General features: G+C 69.3%; 21 protein-coding genes. 14 read left to right on the top strand and 7 right to left on the bottom strand.

The window, feature by feature from the left end; translation table 11 throughout:
* Positions 1 to 105 precede the first annotated feature (105 nt).
* From GQ57_RS32495 to GQ57_RS32515, 5 genes are all read right to left on the bottom strand, one after another.
* Positions 106 to 957 carry an alpha/beta fold hydrolase gene (locus GQ57_RS32495; RefSeq protein WP_031402693.1) on the bottom strand — a complete coding sequence of 284 codons (852 nt, stop codon included), beginning with the start codon at positions 955 to 957 and terminating at the stop codon, positions 106 to 108.
* Between the two features lie 271 nt (positions 958 to 1,228).
* Positions 1,229 to 1,558: a DUF3579 domain-containing protein gene (locus tag GQ57_RS32500; RefSeq protein WP_031402694.1), complete on the bottom strand. Its 330-nt coding sequence runs from the start codon at positions 1,556 to 1,558 to the stop codon at positions 1,229 to 1,231.
* Between the two features lie 25 nt (positions 1,559 to 1,583).
* Positions 1,584 to 2,945 (bottom strand): sigma-54-dependent transcriptional regulator, encoded by a 1,362-nt coding sequence (locus tag GQ57_RS32505; protein ID WP_031402695.1) that lies wholly within the window; start codon positions 2,943 to 2,945, stop codon positions 1,584 to 1,586.
* Positions 2,935 to 4,818, bottom strand: coding sequence for a sensor histidine kinase (locus GQ57_RS32510; protein ID WP_034200017.1), 1,884 nt, complete (start codon positions 4,816 to 4,818; stop codon positions 2,935 to 2,937). Before GQ57_RS32510 ends, GQ57_RS32505 begins: the two co-directional genes overlap by 11 nt.
* Positions 4,819 to 4,921: 103 nt before the next feature.
* Entirely contained in the window at positions 4,922 to 6,286 is a 1,365-nt protein-coding gene (locus GQ57_RS32515; RefSeq protein ID WP_031402697.1) for a 2-hydroxycarboxylate transporter family protein, read from the bottom strand.
* Between the two features lie 407 nt (positions 6,287 to 6,693).
* On the opposite strand from GQ57_RS32515, the gene GQ57_RS32520 reads away from it, so the two are divergent.
* The 6 genes from GQ57_RS32520 to GQ57_RS32545 are packed head-to-tail and all read left to right on the top strand — an operon-like array spanning position 6,694 to position 12,900.
* Entirely contained in the window at positions 6,694 to 7,524 is an 831-nt protein-coding gene (locus GQ57_RS32520; RefSeq protein WP_031402698.1) for a MetQ/NlpA family ABC transporter substrate-binding protein, read from the top strand.
* 10 nt (positions 7,525 to 7,534) lie between these two features.
* Complete coding sequence (locus GQ57_RS32525; protein WP_031402699.1) at positions 7,535 to 8,947, top strand: LLM class flavin-dependent oxidoreductase; 1,413 nt, start codon at positions 7,535 to 7,537, stop codon at positions 8,945 to 8,947.
* Positions 8,948 to 8,965: 18 nt separating this feature from the next.
* Positions 8,966 to 10,147, top strand: a complete 1,182-nt coding sequence (locus tag GQ57_RS32530) for a methionine ABC transporter ATP-binding protein (protein ID WP_031402700.1) — start codon at positions 8,966 to 8,968, stop codon at positions 10,145 to 10,147.
* Entirely contained in the window at positions 10,140 to 10,796 is a 657-nt protein-coding gene (locus GQ57_RS32535; protein WP_034200018.1) for a methionine ABC transporter permease, read from the top strand. Before GQ57_RS32530 ends, GQ57_RS32535 begins: the two co-directional genes overlap by 8 nt.
* A 53-nt stretch (positions 10,797 to 10,849) precedes the next feature.
* Positions 10,850 to 11,692: a hypothetical protein gene (locus tag GQ57_RS32540; protein WP_034200019.1), complete on the top strand. Its 843-nt coding sequence runs from the start codon at positions 10,850 to 10,852 to the stop codon at positions 11,690 to 11,692.
* Positions 11,689 to 12,900, top strand: coding sequence for an acyl-CoA dehydrogenase family protein (locus GQ57_RS32545; protein WP_034200020.1), 1,212 nt, complete (start codon positions 11,689 to 11,691; stop codon positions 12,898 to 12,900). Before GQ57_RS32540 ends, GQ57_RS32545 begins: the two co-directional genes overlap by 4 nt.
* A 16-nt stretch (positions 12,901 to 12,916) precedes the next feature.
* On the opposite strand, the gene GQ57_RS32550 is transcribed toward GQ57_RS32545, so the two are convergent.
* Positions 12,917 to 13,744, bottom strand: coding sequence for a hypothetical protein (locus GQ57_RS32550; RefSeq protein ID WP_034200021.1), 828 nt, complete (start codon positions 13,742 to 13,744; stop codon positions 12,917 to 12,919).
* 192 nt (positions 13,745 to 13,936) lie between these two features.
* Here GQ57_RS32550 and zigA point away from each other — a divergent pair, with 192 nt between their 5' ends.
* Genes zigA through GQ57_RS32575 form a run of 5 tightly spaced genes read left to right on the top strand, consistent with a single transcriptional unit; the run spans position 13,937 to position 18,644 of the window.
* Positions 13,937 to 15,148 (top strand): zinc metallochaperone GTPase ZigA, encoded by a 1,212-nt coding sequence (gene zigA, locus GQ57_RS32555; RefSeq protein WP_174923316.1) that lies wholly within the window; start codon positions 13,937 to 13,939, stop codon positions 15,146 to 15,148.
* A 60-nt stretch (positions 15,149 to 15,208) separates the two neighbouring features.
* Positions 15,209 to 16,129 carry a GTP cyclohydrolase FolE2 gene (gene folE2, locus GQ57_RS32560; protein WP_031402705.1) on the top strand — a complete coding sequence of 307 codons (921 nt, stop codon included), beginning with the start codon at positions 15,209 to 15,211 and terminating at the stop codon, positions 16,127 to 16,129.
* Positions 16,123 to 16,704 carry a 6-pyruvoyl trahydropterin synthase family protein gene (locus GQ57_RS32565; RefSeq protein ID WP_034200023.1) on the top strand — a complete coding sequence of 194 codons (582 nt, stop codon included), beginning with the start codon at positions 16,123 to 16,125 and terminating at the stop codon, positions 16,702 to 16,704. The genes folE2 and GQ57_RS32565 overlap by 7 nt, the downstream gene beginning before the upstream one ends.
* A complete protein-coding gene (locus tag GQ57_RS32570; protein WP_034200024.1) occupies positions 16,701 to 17,261 on the top strand; it encodes a gamma carbonic anhydrase family protein in 561 nt (186 codons plus the stop codon). Before GQ57_RS32565 ends, GQ57_RS32570 begins: the two co-directional genes overlap by 4 nt.
* Positions 17,262 to 17,264: 3 nt before the next feature.
* The gene (locus tag GQ57_RS32575; RefSeq protein ID WP_034200025.1) at positions 17,265 to 18,644 is read left to right on the top strand and encodes a dihydroorotase; all 1,380 of its coding nucleotides are present in this window, start codon (positions 17,265 to 17,267) and stop codon (positions 18,642 to 18,644) included.
* A gap of 33 nt (positions 18,645 to 18,677) precedes the next feature.
* On the opposite strand, the gene GQ57_RS32580 is transcribed toward GQ57_RS32575, so the two are convergent.
* Positions 18,678 to 19,142: an Lrp/AsnC family transcriptional regulator gene (locus GQ57_RS32580; RefSeq protein WP_034200026.1), complete on the bottom strand. Its 465-nt coding sequence runs from the start codon at positions 19,140 to 19,142 to the stop codon at positions 18,678 to 18,680.
* Between the two features lie 189 nt (positions 19,143 to 19,331).
* Here GQ57_RS32580 and GQ57_RS32585 point away from each other — a divergent pair, with 189 nt between their 5' ends.
* The 3 genes from GQ57_RS32585 (at position 19,332) to GQ57_RS32595 (ending at position 21,817) form a co-directional block, all read left to right on the top strand.
* Positions 19,332 to 19,961: a LysE family translocator gene (locus GQ57_RS32585; RefSeq protein ID WP_034200027.1), complete on the top strand. Its 630-nt coding sequence runs from the start codon at positions 19,332 to 19,334 to the stop codon at positions 19,959 to 19,961.
* 180 nt (positions 19,962 to 20,141) lie between these two features.
* The gene (locus tag GQ57_RS32590) at positions 20,142 to 21,095 is read left to right on the top strand and encodes a DUF2167 domain-containing protein (protein WP_031402711.1); all 954 of its coding nucleotides are present in this window, start codon (positions 20,142 to 20,144) and stop codon (positions 21,093 to 21,095) included.
* On the top strand, positions 21,092 to 21,817 hold the full coding sequence (locus GQ57_RS32595; RefSeq protein ID WP_031402712.1) for a site-2 protease family protein: 726 nt from the start codon (positions 21,092 to 21,094) through the stop codon (positions 21,815 to 21,817). Before GQ57_RS32590 ends, GQ57_RS32595 begins: the two co-directional genes overlap by 4 nt.
* Positions 21,818 to 21,893 lie beyond the last annotated feature (76 nt).

The following is a 21,893-nucleotide window of genomic DNA, read 5'->3' on the forward strand; positions in this document are numbered from 1 at the left end:
GGGCGGCGTGACGGCGGGCGCGCATGCGTGCGCCGCGTGTCGTCGACGCGGGAGCGTATCCGCATCGTCGACGAAGGGCTTGGGGGGCGAGCGCCCCCCGGGATCTCAGGCGGAGACGAACTCGTGCACGAAGCGGTTGAACACGGCGGGGCTCGCCGCATTCATCCCGTGCGACGCGCCGGCAACGGTTTGCCGTTGCGCATTGCCGATCCACTGCGACAGCGTGTCGACGTTGTTGCGGAACATCTTCGGGCTGCGCTGGCCGTCGATCAGCAGCGTGCGGCAAGCGATGTCGCCGGCCGTGTGCTGCGAGTACGCGGGCAGCGGGTCGCGCAACTGCTTCGGCAGCGTGCTCGCGTTATCGATCGCCATCGTGCGGAAGCGCGACGTGCTTTTCTTCCATGCGCCGGGCAGGCTCACCGAATCGACGAACATCTCGAGGCCCGATTCGACGTCACCTTGCCCGATCAGGCTCACGGCCTTCGTGCGCAGCGCGATCGCGGCGGCCGGCAGCGCGGCTTCGCGCACGCCCGGCTGCTGCAGCGGGCCGCCCGGATCGGCGAGCGTCAGCGACTCGACGAGGTGCGGATGCTGGCGCGCGACGTTGAACGCGACGCTGCCGCCGCGCGAATGGCCGACCAGATGCACGGGGCCGAGATCGAGCGCATCGATGAATTCGGCGAGTTCGTCGACATGATTCTGCCAGCTGAAATCGTCCTGGATGCCCGCTTCGACGGCCGGCCAGTAGTGGCTGAGGCTCGGCGCGATGCAGCGGTAGTGGGCGGACAGCGCCGCGAGCTGCGGATCCCAGTAGCGGTAGTCGCACAGCGAGCCGTGCACGAACACCATCGGCGCACCGCTGCCCCGCTCGACATACGGCAGGCTGATGCCTGACGAAAGCGTCGCAAATTGCAGGTCGGGGTTCGCGAGCACGGACGGCTCGATTCGCATGTTCATGACTGAAAGACTCAAAGGTGCGTCAACACGACGCAACTATGCATCACGGCGACCTGCAAGGAAAACGCATAATTTTCATCGCGACGATCAATTTTATTGATGGATCGGCCGCAAACCCTTGTCGCGTGGGGGTGGGTGTCGATGCTTTCAATCGTCTGACGGTGGGGCGCGATGCCGGAAAGGCCAGGAAAGTGCGAGCGACGGCGCGTGCACGGGTGCATTTCCGGGGAAGAAAACGGACCGTGCGCGCGCCGCGCGGGCGGCCCGCGCGTCAGCGCGCCGTCGAGGCGGGCGCGGTCTGAAGCTCGACGGGGAGGTCGTTGTCGGCCGCGAACCGCATCGCGAAGTCGAATGCGTCCGCACACACGGTGCGCAATTCGTCCGACACGATCAGGCATTTGGCGCCGCCGTCGACGACCGGCATCGCGAGCCGCGACAGCGCGCACGGATAGCCGGGCCGCCGTTCGCCGACGAACAGCGTGATGACGCCCGCGAGGCGCTCGGGCCAGTCGCTCGGGCGGAAGGTCTTTTGCGCGCGCGTGACGCCGCGGATCAGGTGGCCGTCGACGCGGCCGTGGTCGGGGTGTTCGATGCGATCCATGCTGGTGTGCGTGTCCTCGTTCGCGTCATTCGCCGCCGTCGGCCGTCGCGTCGCCGCGCGCGGGAATCCGCAGGTTGCGCAGCTTGTGATAGAGCGTCTTCTTCGGCATGCCGAGCGCTTCGCTCGCGTCCGCGACGTTGCCGTGGTGACGCTGCAGCATGTCCTCGATCAGCATCCGCTCGAAATACGCGAGCTGCTCCGCGAGCGTGACGCCCGCGGCCGGCGCGCCGCCGGACGACAGCAAGCTGTCGCCGGTGAGCCCGAGCACGAAGCGGTCGGCCACGTTCTGCAGCTCGCGCACGTTGCCGGGCCACGCGTGCGTCATCAGTTCGGATACCTGCGCAGCCGTGACGACCGGCGCCGGCTGCCCGAAGCGCCGCGCGGCCGCGAGCACGAAATGCTCGAACAGCAGCGGCACGTCCTCGCGCCGCTCGCGCAGCGGCGGCAGCTCGATCTGCGCGACGTTGAGGCGGTACAGCAGATCGGCGCGAAAGCGTCCGTCGGCCGCAAGCCCGGCAAGATCGGCTTTCGATGCGGCGACCACGCGGCAGTCGACCGGAATCAGCTCGTTCGCGCCGAGCCGCTCGACCACGCGCTCCTGCAGCACGCGCAGCATCTTGATCTGCAGCGCGACCGGCATCGTCTCGATCTCGTCGAGGAACAGCGTGCCGCCGTCGGCCCATTCGATCTTGCCGATGCGTTTCTTGATCGCGCCGGTGAACGCGCCGGCTTCGTGGCCGAACAGCTCGCTCTCGAACACCTGCTCGGGCAGGCCGCCGCAGTTCAGCGCGACGAAATGCGCGTCGCGCCGGCCGCCGAAGTCGTGCAGGCTGCGCGCGATCAGCTCCTTGCCGGTGCCCGTTTCGCCGGTGATCAGCACCGACACGGCGGTGTCGGCGAGGCGCAGGATCTTCTTGCGCACGTCGGCCATCGCGGGCGACTTGCCGAGCACGAACGCCTCGATGCCCTGCCAGTTGTTCAGCGCCGCGCGCAGCCCCTGCACCTCGAGCGTCAGGCGGCGCTTCTCGACCGCGCGCGCGACGCGGCCCGCGATCAGGTCCGACGAGAACGGCTTCTCGATGAAGTCGTACGCGCCCACCTGCATCGCGCCGACGGCCGTCGAGATATCGGCATGGCCGCTGATCAGCACCACCGGAATCTGCGCGTCGATCGCCATCACGCGGTCGAGCAACTGCAGCCCGTCGATGCCCGGCATCCGCACGTCCGACACGATCACGACCGGCGCGCCGGGCGCGACGCGATGCAGCGCGTCGGCCGCCGACGCGAACGCGTCGACCGCGAAGCCGGCGAGCGCGACCGCCTGCTCCACGCCGATCCGGACGTTTTCATCGTCCTCGACGACCAGCACCCGAATCTCATCTTCCATGCTCTGTCCTTTGCAGCGTCGCCGCCGCGAATTCGATACTGAACTGCGCGCCGCCTTCGTCGCGGTTCGTCGCGGCGATCTTCGCGCCGAACGCCTCGACGATGCGCGACGTGATCGCGAGGCCGAGCCCGAGGCCCTGGCCGCGCGGCTTGGTCGTGACGAACGGCTCGAACAGGTGCGGCAGCACCTCGGGCGCGATGCCCGGGCCGCTGTCGGCGACCGTGAAGCGCACGCGGCCGGCTTCGTCCGGCCCGGCGGCCTCGATGACGATGCGGCGCACCGGCGCATCGTGCAGCGCGTCGAGCGCGTTGCCGAGGAGGTTCACGATCACCTGCTGCAACTGGCTCGATTCGGCCGATACCGCGGTGCCGGGCGCGATGTTCACGTCGAGCCGCACGCCTTCGTCGCGGATCCGGGCGTCGTAGATCAGGCGCGCATGCGCGACGGCCTCGTTCAGCGAGACCGCGACGCGCTCGACGTCGGGCTTGCGTGCGAAAGTCTTCAGCTCGCCGGTGAGCACGGCCATGCCGTCGACGAGCTTGCCGATCCGTTCGAGATTGGCGAGCGCCGGCGCCGGCTGGCCGCGCTCGAAGAAGGTGCGCGCGTTGTCGCACAGCGTGCGGATCGCGACGAGGGGCTGGTTCAGCTCGTGCGTGAGGCCGGCGGCCATCTGCCCGAGCACCGCGAGCTTGCCCGCGTGCACGACTTCCTGCTGCGACGCGCGCAGCCGCTGCTCGGTGCGCTCGCGCTCGACGATCTCGCGCTGCATCTGCTCGTTCGCGGCCGTCAGTGCGGCCGTGCGCTGCGCGACCGTCAGCTCGAGCCGGTCGTTCGCGCGGCGCAGCGCGTCCTGCGCGTTCAGCCGCGCGACGATCGCCCGGCGGCGCTGGATCGCGTAGCCGGCCAGCAGCGCGGCGATCAGGAACGCGCCGGTGACGAACACGAAGGCCGTCTGCTGCTGGCGCCGCGCGCCCGCGATGTCGAGCAGCACCATCAGCGAATCGCCTGCCTGCGGCGCGGGGCGCGACATCACGAGATAGCGGGTGGTGCGGCCGGCGTGGCGCGGATCCGGAAAGGTGCCGAACCACGCGGCCGAGCTGCGGTCGCCCATGCGGCGGTACGGCAGCGCGTCGACGGTGCGGCCCGCGTATTGGCGCGACGCCTGGATGTCGCGCTGCTGCTGCGCGGTGATCGGGCGCAGCGCGGTGAATTTCCACGCGGGCTCGGTCGAGATCACGACCACGCCGTTGCCGTCGACGACCATCGCGGCAACGCCCGGCGCGCGCCATGCCGATTCCAGCGAATCGACGCTGATCTTGACGGCGGCCACGCCGATCGGCGCGCCGTTGTCGCGCACCGCGCTGGCGAAATAGACGCCCGGCACGCCGGTGTTGGTGCCGATGCCGAAGAAGCGGCCGCCGCCGTGCGCGAGCGCGTCCTTGAAATACGGCCGGTACGACACGTTGGTGCCGATGAAGCTGAGCGCTTCGTTCCAGTTGCTGGCGGCGATCACGTCGCCCTGCAGGTCGATCACGTCGACCGCGCCGCTGCCCGCGTCGCGGTTCACCGCTTCGAGGTAGGCGTTCACCGTGTGCGTGAGCTCGGGCGCGTCGTGCGGCGCGGCTTTCAGCATCGCGCGCACGCCGTCCTGCCGTGCGACCAGGCCGGGCAGGATTTCGAAGCGGCCGAGCTCGCTCTTCAGGCTCGACGCATACAGGTCGAGGCGGTGCGTGCCGGTTTCCTCGAGCGCGTCGATCGCGCGCTCCCACGCGAAATCGACGGCCGCGGCCGCCACGCACCCGTACAGCACGGCGGCGGCCGCCCAGCCCCACCACGGAATACCCTTGAAGCTCTTCTGCACGTTCGCCCTCATCGAAGCCAGCTACCGGACGCCCGGAACGACACGCGCCGCGCGCCGGCGAGGCCGGCGGCGGCGCGTGCGATGCGGCCGGCGCGGCGGCGCGCGCGGCGGCGCGTCATCCGAAGTGCGCGACCAGGATCAGCGTCACCGTGACGACGATCGCGCCGCCGATGCGCGTCGCGATCTGCGCGAACGGCATCAGCTGCATCCGGTTCGCGGCGGTCAGGATCGCGACGTCGCCGGTGCCGCCTTGCCCGCTGTGGCAGGCGTTCACGATCGCGGTGTCGATAGGGTACATCTTCAGCAGGCGGCCGACCACGAAACCGGTGCCCATCAGCGTCGCGACGGTCGACACGATCGTCACGACGTTGACGACCGTAAACGCGGCGGTCAGCTTGTCCCACGGCGTCATCGCGACGCCGATCGCGAACAGCAGCGGATACGTGACGGCGGTCGAGAAGAACTTGTAGACGACGAACGCGCCTTCCTGCAGCGGCGGCGACACCGCGCGCGCGAGCTTCACGAGCACCGCGAGGAACAGCATCGCGACCGGCGCGGGCAGGCCGAACAGCTTGTGCGCCATCAGGCCGACCAGGTACAGCGTGATGGCCGTGATGCCTGCGCCGGCGATGTGCGAGACGTCGACGTGGCCGCGGATTTCCTCGTTCTCGGGCGTCATGTCGCCCGTTTCGCCGACCTGCAGGCGGCCGTTGCCGGTCAGGTGCGGCAGGCGCTTGCCGAGCATGTCGAGCGCGCCCGACAGGATGATCGCGGTCAGGCTGCCGAGCATCACCGGCGGCAGCACCATCGCGAACATCTCGCCCTGCGGCAGGTGCATCAGCTCCGAATAGCCGATCGACAGCGGAATCGCGCCTTCGCCGACGCCGCCCGCCATGATCGGCACGACGATGTACAGCAGCGTATGGCGCGCGCCCAGGCCGAGCGCGGTGCCGACCGCCGTGCCGACGATCGCCGCCGCCACCGAGCCGGCCGCGAGCGGGACGAAGATCTTCACGAAGCCCTGGATCAGCACGCGGCGATCCATGCTCAGGATGCTGCCGACGATGATCGACGCGATGAACAGGTACAGGAAGTTGGTCGACTTGGTGAATTCGACCGTGAGGTTCAGCACGGGCTTCGGCAGCACGTGGTAGTAGGTGAGCGCCGACGGCACGAAGGTCGCGAAGATCGCGGCCGCGCCGATGTTGCGCAGCAGCGGCAGACGCTTGCCGAGTTCCGCGCAGGTGAAGCCGAAGAACGCGAGCACCGCGATGGCCATCGAGATCTCGCCGGGCACCTTGCCGGTCACCGAGAAGCCGACGATCAGCGCGAGCAGGATGAAATAGACGGGCAGCGGAATGATGCCGATGCGGATTTCCATCAGTTTCCACCAGCCTTGCGGCCAGAAGCGTTCGCGCGGCGCGGCGACGCCGTCGGAAACCGGCTCCGGATGGGACGGGGTATGGATAGAGGTCTGCAAGACGTGTCTCCTGATGTTGGAATGTCCGCATGCGGCGCGGCATCGTGTGTCGGCTATTACGCAACCTCCGTGCCAGCCGCCCGGCCGCCGGGCGGATATGCAGGTCGTTGATTCGTAAGGGATTCGTTTCGTCTGCGGAAAGGCGCGCGCGCCGGCCGTTCCGAGATTTCGGAATTCGCGCGGCGCGCAGGCCGGGATTTCGGCCAACGGCCGGGCGGGCGCGTTCGCGCGCCATATCGCCGCGCGCGATTTTCTTCCCACAATCGCTTCGTAGACCGTCCGCGCGCCGCTCTCTATCATCGGCTGATCCTTTTCCGACGCGATGCCCACTGTCCGGAGAACGCCTGCGCGTTCGCCGCGCCGTCGCTCATCCGTCGATACCGTCTTTGGACAGGAGAGTGGTTCCCATGCTGCATGCCGTTTTTTCCGCCCGCTTTTCCTCCGGCCGTGTCGTCCGCCTGCTGGCGGCCGCGCTGCTCGGCGTCGCGCTCATGAACGGCGCGCGTGCCGACACCGCGCCGCTGAAGGTCGGCATTTCGACCAGCCCGCAGATCGAGGCGCTGAAGATCGCCGCGAAGGAGGCGAAGGCGCAGGGGCTCGACGTGAAGATCATCGAGTTCACCGACTGGAATACGCCGAACGCGGCGCTCGCGAACAAGGACATCGACGTCAATTACTTCCAGCACATCCCGTTCCTCGAGAACGCGAACAAGCAGGGCGGCTACAACTTCGTGTCGATCGCGCCCGGCACGATCATGAAGATCGGCCTCTATTCGAAGAAGGTGAAAAGCTTCAGCGAACTGAAGGACGGCGCGCGCGTCGCGATCGCGAGCGATCCGGTGAACGGCGGGCGCGGACTGCTGCTGCTGCAGCGCGCCGGCCTGATCACGCTGAAGCCGGGCGCCGACTACCGCGCGACGACGCACGACATCGTGTCGAATCCGAAGCACCTGAAGATCGTCCCGCTCGAGGCGTCGCAGCTCGCGCGTTCGCTCGACGACGTCGACCTGGCGCAGGGCTACCCGAGCTTCATCAAGCTCGCCGGCACGACCGACCCGAACAGCGCGCTGCTGTTCGACGGCACCGAGAACAAGATCTTCGCGATCCAGTGGGTCGTGCGGCCCGACAGCGTGAACGATCCGCGCATCCGCAAGTTCATCTCGATCTACCAGCACTCGCCGGCCGTGCGCCGTGCGCTCGACAACGCGTTCGGCTCGCTGTACGCGATCGCGTGGTGACGGAGGCGGCATGACGACGGCGAACCGCAAGAAGATCCTGCTCAACGCGTTCAACATGAACTGCGTCGGGCACATCAACCACGGGCTGTGGACGCATCCGCGCGACCGCTCCGCGCACTACACCGATCTCGACTACTGGGCCGACCTCGCGCGCACGCTCGAACGCGGCAAGTTCGACGGGATCTTCCTCGCGGACATCGTCGGCGTGTACGACGTGTTCGGCGGCGGGCCCGATGCCGCGCTGCGCGAATCGGTGCAGGTGCCCGTCAACGATCCGCTGCTGCTGGTGCCCGCGATGGCGCAGGTCACGCGGCATCTCGGCTTCGGCGTGACCGCGAACCTGACCTACGAGCCGCCTTACCTGTTCGCGCGCCGCATGTCGACGCTCGATCACCTGACGAAAGGGCGCGTGGGCTGGAACATCGTCACCGGCTATCTCGACAGCGCCGCGCGCGGCATGGGCCTCGCGCAGCAGATCGGCCACGACGACCGCTACGAACGCGCCGACGACTACATGGACGTCGTCTACAAGCTGTGGGAGCAGAGCTGGGACGACGACGCGGTGATCCGCGACGCGCAGGCGCGCGTGTTCGCGCAGCCGGGCAAGGTGCGGCGCGTGAAGCACGACGGGCCGTTCTACTCGGTCGATGCGATCCACCTGAGCGAGCCGTCGCTGCAGCGCACGCCGGTGCTTTACCAGGCCGGCTCGTCCGCGCGCGGCGTCGAGTTCGCGGGCCGTCACGCGGAATGCGTGTTCGTGAACGGGCAGAGCAAGGCCGCCGCCCGCGCCGCCGTACTCGATATCCGCGCGGCCGCCGCGCGCCAGGGGCGCGACCCGGCGTCGATCCGGATCTTCGCGGGCGTGAGCGTCGTGACGGCCGGGACCGAGCGGCTCGCGCGCGAGAAATTCGACGAATACCGGCGCTACGCGAGCCCCGAGGCCGGCCTCGCGCATTTCGCGAGCTCGACCGGCATCGACTTCGCGAAGTACGGCCTCGACGAGCCGATCTCGTACGTGAAGACCGATTCGATCCAGTCGGCTGTCGACGCGATCTCGCGCAAGAGCACGACCGGCACGTGGACCGTGCGGAGGATGCTCGAACAGATGTCGCTCGGCGGCCGCTATGCGCCGATCGTCGGCTCGCCGTCGCAGGTCGCCGACGAGCTGCAGTCGTGGATCGACGAGACCGGCATCGACGGCTTCAACCTGACGCGCACCGTGATGCCCGAGTCGTTCGAGGATTTCGTCGACTGGGTCGTGCCCGAACTGCAGAACCGCGGCGTCTACAAGGAAGACTACGATCCCGCGCCGACGCTGCGCGAGAAGCTGTTCGGCGCGGGCCCGCGCCTGCCCGCGTGGCACGCGGGCGCGCAGCACCGGCCGGCCGTCCGGCCCGAACCCGCGCATCCCGCGCATGCCTGAACGTGACGGAGCGAAGCGATGACGCAATTGTTCGATACGCTGGGTTTCATCGACGCGTCGGCCGCACGGGCCGGCACCGCCGCCGCGACGCATGACGACGCGGCCGCGCCGGCCGCCGGCGGCATCGCCGTGTCGCTGGAGCAGGTCGGCAAGGTGTTCGCGACGCCGCGCGGCCACGCCGCCGCGTTGCGCGACGTGACGCTCGACGTGCGGCGCGGCGAGGTCTTCGGGATCATCGGCCGCAGCGGCGCCGGGAAATCGACGCTGCTGCGGCTCGTGAACGGGCTCGAACGGCCGAGCTCGGGCCGCGTGCGCGTGCAGGGCGTCGACGTCGGCGCGCTCGACGAGGACGGGCTCGTCGCACTGCGGCGCCGCACCGGCATGGTGTTCCAGCATTTCAACCTGCTGTCCGCGAAGACGGTGTTCGAGAACGTCGCGCTGCCGCTGAAGATCGCCGGCGTGCCGAAGGCCGAGCGCGTGCGCAAGGTCGAGGCGCTGCTCGAGCTCGTCGGGCTCGCCGCGAAGCGCGACGCGTATCCGGCGAGCCTGTCGGGCGGACAGAAGCAGCGTGTCGGCATTGCGCGGGCGCTCGTCCACGATCCCGAGGTGCTGCTGTGCGACGAGGCGACCTCGGCGCTCGATCCCGAGACGACGCAGTCGATCCTCGCGCTGCTCGCCGACATCAACCGCCGCCTCGGGCTGACGATCGTGCTGATCACGCACGAGATGGAAGTGATCCGCGCGGTGTGCGATACGGTCGCGGTGATCGAACAGGGCGAAGTCGTCGAAACGGGCGCCGTGTGGCGCGTGTTCGGCGATCCGCGCCACGGCGCGACACGCGCGTTGCTCAGCACGCTCGTGCACGACCTGCCGGCCGAGCTGGCCGCGCGCGTGCGGCCGCTGCCCGAGCAGGCCGCGTTGCCCGACGGCGCACAGGTCGTGCTCGACGTCCGCTATACGGGCGAGAGCGGCGGCGAGCCGGACGTCGGCGCGCTTGCGGCGGCGCTCGGCGGCTCCGTGCGCTTCCTGCACGGCGGGATCGAGCGGATCCAGGGGCATGCGCAAGGGCGGCTCGTGATCGCGGCGGCGCCGCACGCGGACGACGCCGGCCGGCCGCCGGCACGCGGCGGCGCGGTGGCCGCGCTGCTCGAACGCGCGCGCCGCCATGCGAACCATGCGGAGGTGCTCGGCTATGTTTGACCTCTGGTGGCCCGAACTGCTCGACGCGATCCGCGACACGCTGTTGATGGTCGCCGCGTCGGCCGCGATCGCCGCGCTGATCGGCATTCCGCTCGCGGTGATCCTCGTGACGACCGCGCCCGGCGGGATCTACGAACGGCGCGGCGTCAATGCGGTGCTCGGCGCGCTCGTCAACGTGTTCCGCTCGACGCCGTTCATCATCCTGCTCGTCGCGCTGCTGCCGTTCACGCGCGTGCTGATCGGCACGACGATCGGCGTGTGGGCGGCCGTCGTGCCGCTGTCGATCGCCGCGATCCCGTTCTTCGCGCGGATCGCCGAGGTGAGCCTGCGCGAAGTCGATCGCGGGCTGATCGAGGCCGCGCTCGCGATGGGCGCGAAACGCCGCCACATCGTCTGGCACGTGCTGTTGCCCGAAGCGCTGCCCGGCATGCTCGGCGGCTTCACGATCACCGTCGTCGCGCTGATCGGCTCGACCGCGATGGCGGGCGCCGTCGGCGCGGGCGGGCTCGGCGATCTCGCGATCCGCTATGGCTATCAGCGATTCGACACGACCGTCATGGCGACCGTGATCGTGATCCTGATCGCACTCGTTTCGGCCGTGCAAATCACGGGCGACCGCCTGGTCCGACGCGTGACCCAGCGCACCTGAGCGACGCCACGAGCGTCCGCTCGCTTCATCAACGATCCTGAGAGACCGAACACATGACCTTGCCCATCGGCGCACCGCGCGAATGGAACGGACAATTCGAGGAGGCGCTGTTTCTCGACGTGGTGCGGCGCCATCGTCCGGATTTCCCGGACAAGCTGGCCACGCCGCCGCGCGAGCCGCGCGACGACGACGAACGGGCCGCCGTCGCCGACTACTACACGAAGATGGCGTCGCACGACCTGTTCATCGTGCAGGTGGTCGCGAAGGCGATCGACACGCTGTTTCGCGACGATCCGCATTTCCAGCTGATCCTGTCGCGCCAGCTCGGCGACGACGGCGCGCATGCGGTGATCGGCCGCGAGCGCGTGACCGAACTGACGGGGCGCGATCCGCTGCCGGAAGTCGACCGGCTCGTCGCTGCACACTGGGCGCGCATCGGCGACATCGCGGTGCGCGACGTCGCGGGCTTTCTCGCGTTCGAATGGCACTACGAGCTGCACATCCTCGCGAAGCTGTGGATCCAGCGCAAGACCGGCCGCATCGGCGACGGCGCGATGCGCGAGCACGGCGAGAACCGGATCCGGCCGGACGAGGAATGGCATCGCGTGCAGATCGTCCAGTGGTGGTTCGAGACGCTGAACGCGCTGCCGGCGGCCGAGCGCGACGCCCTGATCGATCGCGTGATCGCGGCCGACGAGGAAACGCAGGCGCGGCTCGACGGCTATCTGCACGACGAGTACGCGCATACCGCCCACGTGTTCGGCGCGGACATCGCCGAGTACCGCGCGATCTACGACGACTGGCGGCGCGAGATCCTGTCGCGGCTGACCGGCCGCCGGCTCGGTGCGCTCGTGCCGCTGTCCGGCGAAGCCGTGCTGCAGGAAGCCGTCGCATGAACGATCCGCGTGGCCCGGCGGCCTTCGCGCCGGAAACCGATGCGCCCGCCTTCGATCGCGCCGCGCTGGCGCGCGCGATCGACGCGTTGCGCACGACGGCCGCCGCGCGCGACCGCGCCGGCGGTCACGCGGCGCACGAAAAACAGTGGCTCGCCGATGCGGGCCTGCTGACGCTCGCGGTGCCGCGCGCGTTCGGCGGGCAGGAAGCCGCGTGGCCCGACATCTACGAGGCGATCCGGCAGATCGCGCGGGTCGACAGCGCGCTTGCGCATCTCGTCGGGTTCCAATGCCTGCAGGTGGTGAGCGTCGACGTCTGGGGCAGCGCCGAGCAGCGCGAGCGCTATCTGCGCGGCACGGTCGAGCAGCGCTGGTGGTGGGGCAATGCGGTCAATCCGCTCGACACGCGGCTCGTGGCGACCGCGACGCTGGACGGCGGCTACCGGCTCGACGGCGTGAAGGGCTTCTGCTCGGGCACGCGCGGCTCGCAGCGGATGACGGTGTCCGCGCACGATCCGGCCACCGGCCGCAGCGTGTTCGGCGTGGTGCCGACCGGGCGTGCGGGGATCACGGTCAACGAAGACTGGGATCCGATCGGCCAGCGCCAGACCGACAGCGGCAGCGTGCGCTTCGACGGCGTGACGCTCGCGGCGGACGAGGTGCTGCATCGTTCCGAGGCGCCGCCGACGCCGCGCGCGACGCTGCGCACGCTCGTGTCGCAACTGGTGCTGACCAATCTGTTCGTCGGGCTCGCGGAGGGTGCGCTGGCCGAGGCGCGCGACTACGTGCTGCAGCACGGCAGGCCGTGGATACAGTCGGATGTCGCGCAGGCGGGCGACGATCCGTACACGCTGCAGCGCTTCGGCGACATGCGCGTGCGGGCGCTTGCCGCGGCCGCGCTGGCCGATCGCGCGGCCGGCGCGTTGCAGCGCGCCTGGGCGCGGCAGGATGCGCTGACGGCGGACGAGCGCGCCGACGCGGCGCTGGCGGTATCGGAAGCGAAGATCGTCGCGCAGCGCGCGGCGCTCGAGAACGGCGAGGCGCTGTTCGACGCGTGCGGCGCACGCGCGACGGCCGCGTCGCTCGGGCTCGACCGCTTCTGGCGGAACGCGCGCACGCATACGTTGCACGATCCGCTCGACTACCGGCTGCGCGACGTGGGACGGTTCGCGCTGAGCGGGGAACGGCCGGCCGCGTCGCTCTATACGTAAGTGAGCGTGCGCTCCGTCATTGCTCGACGGAGGGCGGGCCTTCCGTCGGCGCGGGCCCGGGCGTCGGCGCCGGCGCCGGCGCCGGCGTGCCCGCCAGCGGGGTGCCGGCTTCGGTCCCGGCGCGCTGGTACGACGCCAGTTCGTTCGAATAGCGCGCCGTTCGCGTCCCGTTCACGTCGTAGTACTCCTCGACCGACTTGACCCAGCGGCCCACGGCCGGCACGTACCAGAACGCCTTGTAGGTCTTGCCGGTCTGTTCCGCCGTGCCGTTGTTGCGGCTCTGCATCACGATCGTCGAGCCGCCCGCGTTGCGCGATACGCCGGAGGTGATCGACTGTCCCGGCGCGGTCTCGGCCTTCCACGTGCCTTCGGCCTCGATCTTGATCGCATCGAACTTGCCGCCGGCCACGGTGACGGTGTCGGGGCCGACGACCTTGTAGTGCGTGTCGTACGCCTCCGATGCATGTTGCGGATTCGGATGCGACTCGCTGTAGCTCACCGTCCACGTCTTGCCGGCCTTCAGCGGAAACGCCAGCGGACGGTTCACCACGATTTCCGTGCCGTTGACGCTGCGCGAACGGCTCCAGTCCGTATCGACGATCAGTTCGCGCGGCGCCTGCGTCGTGCCGCTCTGCCGGGTCTCGACATAGAGGTGCTCGGCCGTCGCGCGCTGCACCGAAATCTGGTCGCGGGTCTGGCGCCAGCCGTTCGGGCCGATTTCGACGGTGTTGATGTAGGTCCAGGTATCGCCCGGCTTCAGCGTCGGGGCTGCGATCGACTGGGCGAGCGCGACGCCGGGCAGCGCGGCGCAGAGTGACAACGCGACAAGTATTTTCGTTTTCATGGTGGGAAGAGGGCCATCGGTCTCGCCGGCAAGCTTATCAACCCGACCTTTCAATCGGCATGCCATGCGCGGCGCCGCCGCACCGTGAATCGCCGCCGGACGACCGGCCTGCTGGACGTCCGAAATGATATGTTATATCGTTGCGATACAATATATCATTCGATCCTCAACGTTCTCTTCCGGAATCGCCCGATGAGCACCGCCCCCCCTCCGTCCACGCGGCTTCCCGTGACCGTCCTGTCCGGCTTTCTCGGCGCCGGCAAGACGACGCTGCTCAACCACATCCTCAACAATCGCGAGGGCCGTCGCGTCGCGGTGATCGTCAACGACATGTCCGAGGTCAACATCGACGCGGCGCTCGTCCGTGACGGCGGCGCGGGGCTGTCGCGCACCGACGAGAAGCTGGTCGAGATGAGCAACGGCTGCATCTGCTGCACGCTGCGCGAGGATCTGCTGATCGAGGTCGACCGGCTCGCGCGCGAAGGACGCTTCGACCAGCTCGTGATCGAGTCGACCGGCATCTCGGAGCCGCTGCCGGTGGCCGAGACGTTCACGTTCGAAGGCGAGGACGGCCGCAGCCTCGGAGAAGTCGCGCGGCTCGACACGATGGTGACGGTGGTCGACGCGTTCAACTTCCTGCGCGACTACGCGTCGCGCGACAGCCTGCGGTCGCGCGGCGAATCGATGGGCGACGAGGATGCGCGCACGGTGGTCGACCTGCTGATCGACCAGATCGAGTTCTGCGACGTGATCGTGATCAACAAGATCGACCTGATCGACGACGACGGCGCGCGCGAGCGGCTGGTCGCGCTGCTGCGCGGGCTGAACCCGCGGGCGCGGATCGAGATCGCCGCATTCGGCAAGGTGCCGCTCGAACGCGTGCTCGACACGGGCCTGTTCGATTTCGACGCGGCGTCGCGCGCGCCGGGCTGGCTGCAGGAGATGCGCGGCACGCACACGCCTGAAACCGACGAATACGGAATCCGCAGCTTCGTCTACCGCGCGCGGCGGCCGTTCCATCCGCAACGCTTCTTCGATCTCGTCGAAAGCGAATGGCCGGGCGTCGTCCGCTCGAAGGGGTTTTTCTGGCTGGCCACGCACCCGACCGTCGCAGGCTCGTGGTCGCAGGCCGGCGCGGTCGCGCGGCACGGGCCGGCCGGCCACTGGTGGGCGGCCGTGCCGCCCGAGCGCTGGCCGCAGGACGCCGAAGCCGTCGCGCAGATCCGCGCGCGCTGGGACGAGCGCGTCGGCGACGCGCGGCAGGAACTCGTGCTGATCGGCATGGACATGGACGAGCCCGCGCTGCGTACGCGCTTCGACGCGTGTCTGCTGACCGACGCCGAGATGGCCGTCGGCCCCGAACACTGGACCACGTGGGACAACCCGTTTCGCGACTGGTCCTGACCTGAACGCGCGCTGCCTGCTTCGATCCGGACGCAGACGGCGCGCCACCGGATTCCGAGCATGAATGCAGCCCTTCCCGACGTATCCCTGACCGATGCCGCACCGGGCCACCGCCCGCTCGAATGGGTCGGCATGCAGGGCATCGACCTGCCTGTCGCGGTGGCCGAGCCCGGCTGCCGGCGCGACGTGCACGCGCGCGCCGACGTACAGATCGACCTGCCCGAGCCGCACGTGAAAGGCATCCACATGTCGCGGCTGTACCGGCTGCTCGACTGGCTCGCGCAGGATGAGGCGCTGTCGCCCGCCGCGCTGCAGCGCGTGCTGCGCGCGATGGTCGACAGCCACCGCGATTGCGACACGCGCAGCGCGCGCGTGCGGTTGCGCTTCGACCTGCTGGCGCGCCGCGCGGCGCTCGTGACCGAGGGGCTGGCCGGGTGGAAGGCTTATCCGGTCCGGATCGATGCGATGCTGGCCGGCGACGCGCTCGAGCTGCGCGCGCAGGTGACGGTCGCCTATTCGTCGACGTGCCCGTGCTCGGCGGCGCTGTCGCGGCACTGGGTCGAGCAGGCGTTCCTGACGGCATTCGGCCGCGAGGACCGCGTGGACCCGGCCGCGGTTGCCGCATGGCTGAAACGGCATGCGACGGCCGCCACGCCGCACAGCCAGCGCAGCGAGGCCGTCGTGAGCGTCGGGTTGCCCGCCGACGGCGCGGCGCTGGGGCTGATCGACCTGGTCGACCGCGTCGAACGCGCGCTCGGCACGCCGGTGCAGACGGCCGTCAAGCGTGCGGACGAACAGGCGTTCGCGGTGCTGAACGGCGAGAACCTGATGTTCGTCGAGGATGCCGCGCGCCGCGTGCAGGCCGCGCTCGACGGCCGCCATGCGAGCCCGCGCGTTCGCGTGCGTCATCTGGAAAGCCTGCATCCGCACGATGCGGTGGCCTGGGCCGCACCGGTTCGCGAAGGCGCGCACGCATGCTGATCCGCAAGCTGTTCCGGTTCGAGAATGCGCACGTCGTGCGAGGCTGCAGCACGCGGCGCTGCTCGCATTCGATCCACGGCCATTCGTACCGTGTCGAGCTGCTGCTCGAGGCGCATGCGCTGGACCACGGCCAGATGGTCTACGACTTCGGGCTGCTCAAGGGCGACGTGCGCGACCTGATCGACGCATTCGATCATGCGGTGACGCTGTGGTCGGATGACGATCCGCGCTATGTCGAGGACATGCGCCGTCATTCGGAGCGCTGGGTGCTGCTGCCCGTGTCGCCGAGCGCGGAGCAGTTCTCGCGCGTGTTCTTCCGGCTCGTCGACGCGGCGCTGGGCGGTACACGCATGACGAACGGCGAAGCCGGCGTGCGGCTGCATTCGGTCATCGTGCACGAGACCGAGACCGGCTACGCGCAGTGCTTTCGCGGCGACGCATTCAATCCGCGCATGGGCCGCATCGAGCTCGACGCGATCGCGTTCGCGCCGGCCATTGCCGCGCAGTGGCGCGATCCGGGCCTGTTCGACCGGCTCAGGCGCATCGACTCCCTTTCCACGCAGGAATCCTCATGATCCGGAAGAACCCGCGCGGCGACCTGCCGCAGATTCACCCGAATGCATTCGTCGATCCGACCGCCATCCTGTGCGGGCTGGTGGTCGTCGAGGAAAACGTGTTCATCGGCCCGTACGCGGTGATCCGCGCGGACGAAACGGACGCGGACGGCCGGATCGCGCCGATCGTGATCGGCGCGCATTCGAACATCCAGGACGGCGTCGTGATTCATTCCAAGTCGGGCGCGAGCGTCACGATCGGCCGGCATACGTCGATCGCGCATCGCGCCATCGTCCACGGGCCGTGCAAGGTCGGCGACGGCGTGTTCGTCGGATTCAACAGCGTGCTGTTCAACTGCACGATCGACGACGGTTGCGTCGTGCGCTACAACGCGGTCGTCGACGGCTGCCACCTGCCGCCGGGCTTCTACGTGCGCTCGACCGAACGCATCGGGCCGGAAACCGATCTTGCCGCGTTGCCGCAGGTGACGGCCGACGCGAGCGATTTCTCCGAGGACGTCGCGCGCACGAACAATGCGCTGGTGCTCGGCTACAAGCACATCCAGAACGAGTTCTGAGCGATGGGCGAGTGGCTGCGATGTGAAGCGGACGACCGGGCGACGCGACGCCATGCCGACCTGCTCGTGCACGGCGGCACCGTGATGACGCCCGGCGGCGCGGAACGGCTCGACGTTGCGTGCGCGGAGGGCCGGGTGGTCGCGCTCGGCGCGCTGCGCGGCGCCTGGAGCGCCGACACGCTGCTCGATGCGGGCGGGCTGCATGTCCTGCCGGGCGTCGTCGACAGCCAGGTGCATTTTCGCGAACCGGGGCTGACGCACAAGGAAACCATCGAGGCGGGGACGCGCGGCGCGGTGCTCGGCGGCGTCACGACGATCTTCGAGATGCCCAATACGCATCCGCTGACACTCGGCGAGCAGGATCTGCAGGCGAAGCTGGATCTGGCGCGCGGGCGGGCGTGGTGCGACTACGCGTTCTATCTCGGCGGCTCGGCCGTGAACGCCGAACGGCTTCCGGCGCTCGAGCGCCTGCCCGGCTGTGCGGGCGTGAAGGTCTTCATGGGCAGTTCGTTCGGCGATCTGCTGGCCGACGACGAAACCGTATTGCGGCGGATCCTGCGCAACGGGCGGCGGCGCATGGCCGTGCATGCGGAGGACGAGGCGCGGCTGCGCGAACGTCGCGCGCTCGTGGAGGCGAGCGGCGACGTGCGCGACCATCCGCGCTGGCGCGACGAGGAAAGCGCGCTGGCCGCGACGCGGCGCATCGTCGGGCTGGCCGCGCAGGCGGGGCGCCGGCTGCACGTCTTGCACGTGTCGACGGCCGGCGAAATGGCGCTGCTTGCGCAGCACCGGCGGCACGTGACGGTCGAGGTCACCCCGCATCACCTGAGCCTGCATGCGCCCGATTGCTACGAGCGGCTGGGCACGCTGGCGCAGATGAATCCGCCGGTGCGCGAGCGGCATCACCAGCAGGCGCTGTGGCAGGCCGTGCGCGACGGCGTGGTCGACGTGATCGGCAGCGATCACGCACCGCATACGCGCGACGAAAAGCGCCGGCCCTATCCGCAGTCGCCGAGCGGGATGACCGGCGTGCAGACGCTGTTGCCGCTGATGCTCGATCACGTGCAGGCGGGCCGCCTGAGCCTCGAACGGCTGGTCGACCTGACCAGCGCCGGGCCGGCGCGCGTGTTCGGCATCGCGGGCAAGGGGCGCATCGCGGCGGGTTACGACGCCGATTTCAGCATCGTCGACCTGCGCGCGCGGCGGATCATCCGCGACGAATGGATCGCCAGCGTCAGCGGCTGGACGCCGTACGACGGATGCGCGGTCACGGGCTGGCCCGTGCATACGGTCGTGCGCGGGCACGTCGCCGTGCGCGACGGCGCGCTGAACGGCCGGCCGGCGGGGCAGGCCGTCACGTTCCTGGATGCCTGGCCTGCATAGGGAGCGCATGCGCGTGCCCCATGCAGCCCGACCCTAGATCGGCAGGCGAACCGTCTGCTTGATGCGCTTCAGCGGAATTTCGGTCTCGACGTTGCGCACGCCTTCGATCTGCGTGAGCGTTTCCATCTGGAAACGCTGGTAGTCGTCGAGATCCCGGGCGATCACGCGCAGCAGGTAATCGTAGCTGCCGGCCATCAGGTGACATTCGAGCACCTCGGGCGCCTGCTCGATCTCGCGCGCGAAGCGTTCGACGGTCGCCTTGTCCTGGCGCTCCAGCGTGACGCGCACGAACGCGGTGAACCGGAGGTCGACCGACGCGGGGTTCAGCAGCGCCACATAGGCGTCGATCACGCCCTGTTCCTCGAGCAGGTGAACGCGGCGCAGGCACGGCGTGGCCGACAGCCCGGCCTGCTGCGCGAGTTCGGCGTTCGTCTGGTTCGAATTCTGTTGCAACGCACGCAGGATGCGCCGGTCGATCGCGTCCAGTTTGATTGACATCTTTGACTACCGGTTGTGTGATTTGTAGAGAATAGCGCCAAATCACGCCGTCGAAATAGCCAAATACGCATCCAATCTCCATCCGAGGACGTCGATAATCTGACGACCGGCCGGCCCGTACGCCACGCTGCCGTTGCATCGGGCTTGCCATTCCCGCCCGCCGGCCTGTCCCTTTTCCGGAGCTTTCCCATGTCGCACGTATCCTGGTTGCCCTTCATCGCCACGTCGCTCCTGATCATCGTCACGCCGGGCCAGGACATGCTGCTGGTGATGTCGCGCACGCTGTCCGGCGGTACACGCGCGGGGCTCGTCACGGCCGCGGGCGTCAGCGTCGGGCTGCTCGTCCACACGACGCTCGCGACCCTCGGGCTGGGCGCGCTTCTTCAGGCATCCGAATGGCTGTTCACGGCGTTGAAGGTCGTCGGCGCGCTGTACCTGCTGTACCTCGGCATCGCGCTGCTGCGCTCGTCGGGAGAGTTGACGCTCGCGAGCGGCAGCGGCGGCGCGCGGGCCTCGCGGCTTCGCACGTTCGCGCAAGGCGCGTTGTCCAACGTCTCGAATCCGAAGGTCGCGCTCTTCTATCTGGCGTTCCTGCCGCAGTTCGTCCCGGCGGGCGCCGCGCATCCGATGCTGTCGCTGTTCGTGCTGGGTGCGACCTTTGCCGGCCTGACGTTCCTGGTCAAGGGGCCGGTCGCGCTGTTCGCCGGCCTGCTGTCGGCGTCGATCCGCCGCAACCCGCGCATCCTGACGCGCATGCACCGCGTCAGCGGCGTGGTGTTGCTGGCGCTCGGCGTGAAGCTCGCGTTCGAGCGCCGCTGACCGCGCATCGGGCCGGGCAGGTGTGGCGTCGAATGCGGCGCCGCGCCGTTCCCGGGCGCGTCGCGACACTGCGTTACCATAGCCCCCGTGCCAACTGAGAGACGACGCCGGACCCGCGCCTGAAGCGCACGGGCCGGTGCCGTGCATATTTACGACAAGGCATTCCAGGGGAATCCAACAATGAAAAAGCTTGCCGTCCGGCTCGCCTGCATGGCGACGCTCGCGTTCGCCGCGACCACCGGCCACGCGCAGACCGAAGCTGCGCAGGTGGAGATGAGGGCCGCCGCCGCGGCCGCCAACGAGGCGGTCGTGAAAGGCCCGACCGACATCGACGTGAAACACGAAGCCGTGCTGAAGCTGAAGGCCGGCGAATCGTTCGTGCCGGCCGCCGAAGCCGGCCGCTACCTGCGCTCGATGGGCAACTCGATCGACGAATCGAAGCTGGTCGGCCTCGTGCTGCCCGACGATCCCGACGCCGACTGGATCTCGGTCGTGTCGTTCGAGCCGAGCGGCTACATCCGCGACGACGACGCGAAGGACTGGAAACCCGACGAACTGCTGAAGAACCTGCAGGCCGGCACCGAGGAAGACAACCCCGGACGCAAGGAACGCGGGCTGCCCGAGACCGAGGTGGTCGGCTGGGCGAAGGCGCCCGCCTACGACGCGGCCACGCACCGGCTCGTCTGGTCCGCGATCATCCGCGACAAGGGCGCGGCGCCGAACGCCGAGAACGACGGCGTGAACTACCGGACGCTCGTGCTGGGCCGCGACGGCTACCTGTCGCTGACGATGGCGTCGACGCTCGCCGATCTGCCGAAATACAAGGCGTCGGCCGACGATCTGCTGTCGAGCATCAGCTTCAACGGCGGCAAGCGCTACGCCGATTTCAACCAGTCGACGGACCACGTCGCCGAGTATGGCCTCGCCGCGCTGATCGTCGGCGTCGGCGCGAAGAAGCTCGGCCTGCTCGCGCTGATCGGCGCGTTCGCGGTGAAGTTCTTCAAGGTCGGCGCGGTCGCGCTGCTGGCGGGCGGCGCGGCGCTGAAGCGCTTCTTCGGACGCAAGCCGAAGGCGGCCGCGGTGCCGGCCGTCGCGGATGCATCGGACGCGTCCGCCGCGGAGCGCAAGGAATGACGAAGCTGCTGCTGCTGATTTTCGGCGGCCTCAAGCTTGGCAAGGTGCTCCTGTCGGCGGGCACCATGCTGGCGTCGATCGCGGTCTACGCGCTGTTCTACGGCTGGCGGTTCGCGGCCGGCTTCGTCGCGCTGCTGCTGGTGCACGAGGCCGGCCACTACGTCGCCGCGCAGCGGCGCGGGCTCGATGTCGGGTTGCCGACCTTCATCCCGTTCGTCGGCGCGTGGATTCAACTGAAGGAGATGCCGCACGACGCGGAGACCGAGGCGTACGTCGGGCTTGCCGGGCCGTTCGTCGGCACGCTCGGCGCGCTCGCCTGCTATGCGGCCGCGCGCCATTACGACAGCAACCTGCTGCTCGCGCTGTCGTACACCGGCTTCTTCCTGAACCTGTTCAACATGATTCCGCTGTCGCCGTTCGACGGCGGCCGGATCACCGCGGTGCTGTCGCCGCGGATCTGGTTCGCGGGCGTCCCGGTGCTGATCGCGCTGTTCGTGTATCGCCCGAGCCCGCTGCTGATCGTGATGGCGCTCCTCGCGCTGCCGCAGTTGAAGCGCGCGTGGCGCTACGATCCGGACGCTCCGGAGAACCGCGTGTACTACGCGACGTCGATCGAGACGAAGACGACGTATGCGCTCTGCTACGTCGGCCTGCTCGCGTTCCTCGCGCTGATGACGTCCGGCGTGCACGACATGCTGCGCGTCGCGCATTCCGCGGCCTGACCCGTTGCCGCCGGGACGCGATGCAAGAACGGCGGCCGCCCGCGCGCGGCCGCCGTCGTTCCGTGCCGAAGCCGGC

The organism is Burkholderia sp. MSh2 (assembly GCF_000731655.1).
Classification (GTDB): domain Bacteria; phylum Pseudomonadota; class Gammaproteobacteria; order Burkholderiales; family Burkholderiaceae; genus Burkholderia; species Burkholderia paludis.

Coding starts and splice junctions, on each gene's coding strand:
- GQ57_RS32585 (WP_034200027.1), top strand. CDS start 19,332: ATGTCGCACGTATCCTGGTTGCCCTTCATCGCCACGTCGCTCCTGATC.
- folE2 (WP_031402705.1), top strand. CDS start 15,209: ATGAATGCAGCCCTTCCCGACGTATCCCTGACCGATGCCGCACCGGGC.
- GQ57_RS32520 (WP_031402698.1), top strand. CDS start 6,694: ATGCTGCATGCCGTTTTTTCCGCCCGCTTTTCCTCCGGCCGTGTCGTC.
- GQ57_RS32545 (WP_034200020.1), top strand. CDS start 11,689: ATGAACGATCCGCGTGGCCCGGCGGCCTTCGCGCCGGAAACCGATGCG.
- GQ57_RS32540 (WP_034200019.1), top strand. CDS start 10,850: ATGACCTTGCCCATCGGCGCACCGCGCGAATGGAACGGACAATTCGAG.
- GQ57_RS32500 (WP_031402694.1), bottom strand. CDS start 1,558: ATGGATCGCATCGAACACCCCGACCACGGCCGCGTCGACGGCCACCTG.
- GQ57_RS32580 (WP_034200026.1), bottom strand. CDS start 19,142: ATGTCAATCAAACTGGACGCGATCGACCGGCGCATCCTGCGTGCGTTG.
- GQ57_RS32565 (WP_034200023.1), top strand. CDS start 16,123: ATGCTGATCCGCAAGCTGTTCCGGTTCGAGAATGCGCACGTCGTGCGA.
- GQ57_RS32530 (WP_031402700.1), top strand. CDS start 8,966: ATGACGCAATTGTTCGATACGCTGGGTTTCATCGACGCGTCGGCCGCA.
- GQ57_RS32550 (WP_034200021.1), bottom strand. CDS start 13,744: ATGAAAACGAAAATACTTGTCGCGTTGTCACTCTGCGCCGCGCTGCCC.
- GQ57_RS32495 (WP_031402693.1), bottom strand. CDS start 957: ATGAACATGCGAATCGAGCCGTCCGTGCTCGCGAACCCCGACCTGCAA.
- GQ57_RS32575 (WP_034200025.1), top strand. CDS start 17,265: ATGGGCGAGTGGCTGCGATGTGAAGCGGACGACCGGGCGACGCGACGC.
- GQ57_RS32535 (WP_034200018.1), top strand. CDS start 10,140: ATGTTTGACCTCTGGTGGCCCGAACTGCTCGACGCGATCCGCGACACG.
- zigA (WP_174923316.1), top strand. CDS start 13,937: ATGAGCACCGCCCCCCCTCCGTCCACGCGGCTTCCCGTGACCGTCCTG.
- GQ57_RS32505 (WP_031402695.1), bottom strand. CDS start 2,945: ATGGAAGATGAGATTCGGGTGCTGGTCGTCGAGGACGATGAAAACGTC.
- GQ57_RS32595 (WP_031402712.1), top strand. CDS start 21,092: ATGACGAAGCTGCTGCTGCTGATTTTCGGCGGCCTCAAGCTTGGCAAG.
- GQ57_RS32510 (WP_034200017.1), bottom strand. CDS start 4,818: ATGAGGGCGAACGTGCAGAAGAGCTTCAAGGGTATTCCGTGGTGGGGC.
- GQ57_RS32525 (WP_031402699.1), top strand. CDS start 7,535: ATGACGACGGCGAACCGCAAGAAGATCCTGCTCAACGCGTTCAACATG.
- GQ57_RS32570 (WP_034200024.1), top strand. CDS start 16,701: ATGATCCGGAAGAACCCGCGCGGCGACCTGCCGCAGATTCACCCGAAT.
- GQ57_RS32590 (WP_031402711.1), top strand. CDS start 20,142: ATGAAAAAGCTTGCCGTCCGGCTCGCCTGCATGGCGACGCTCGCGTTC.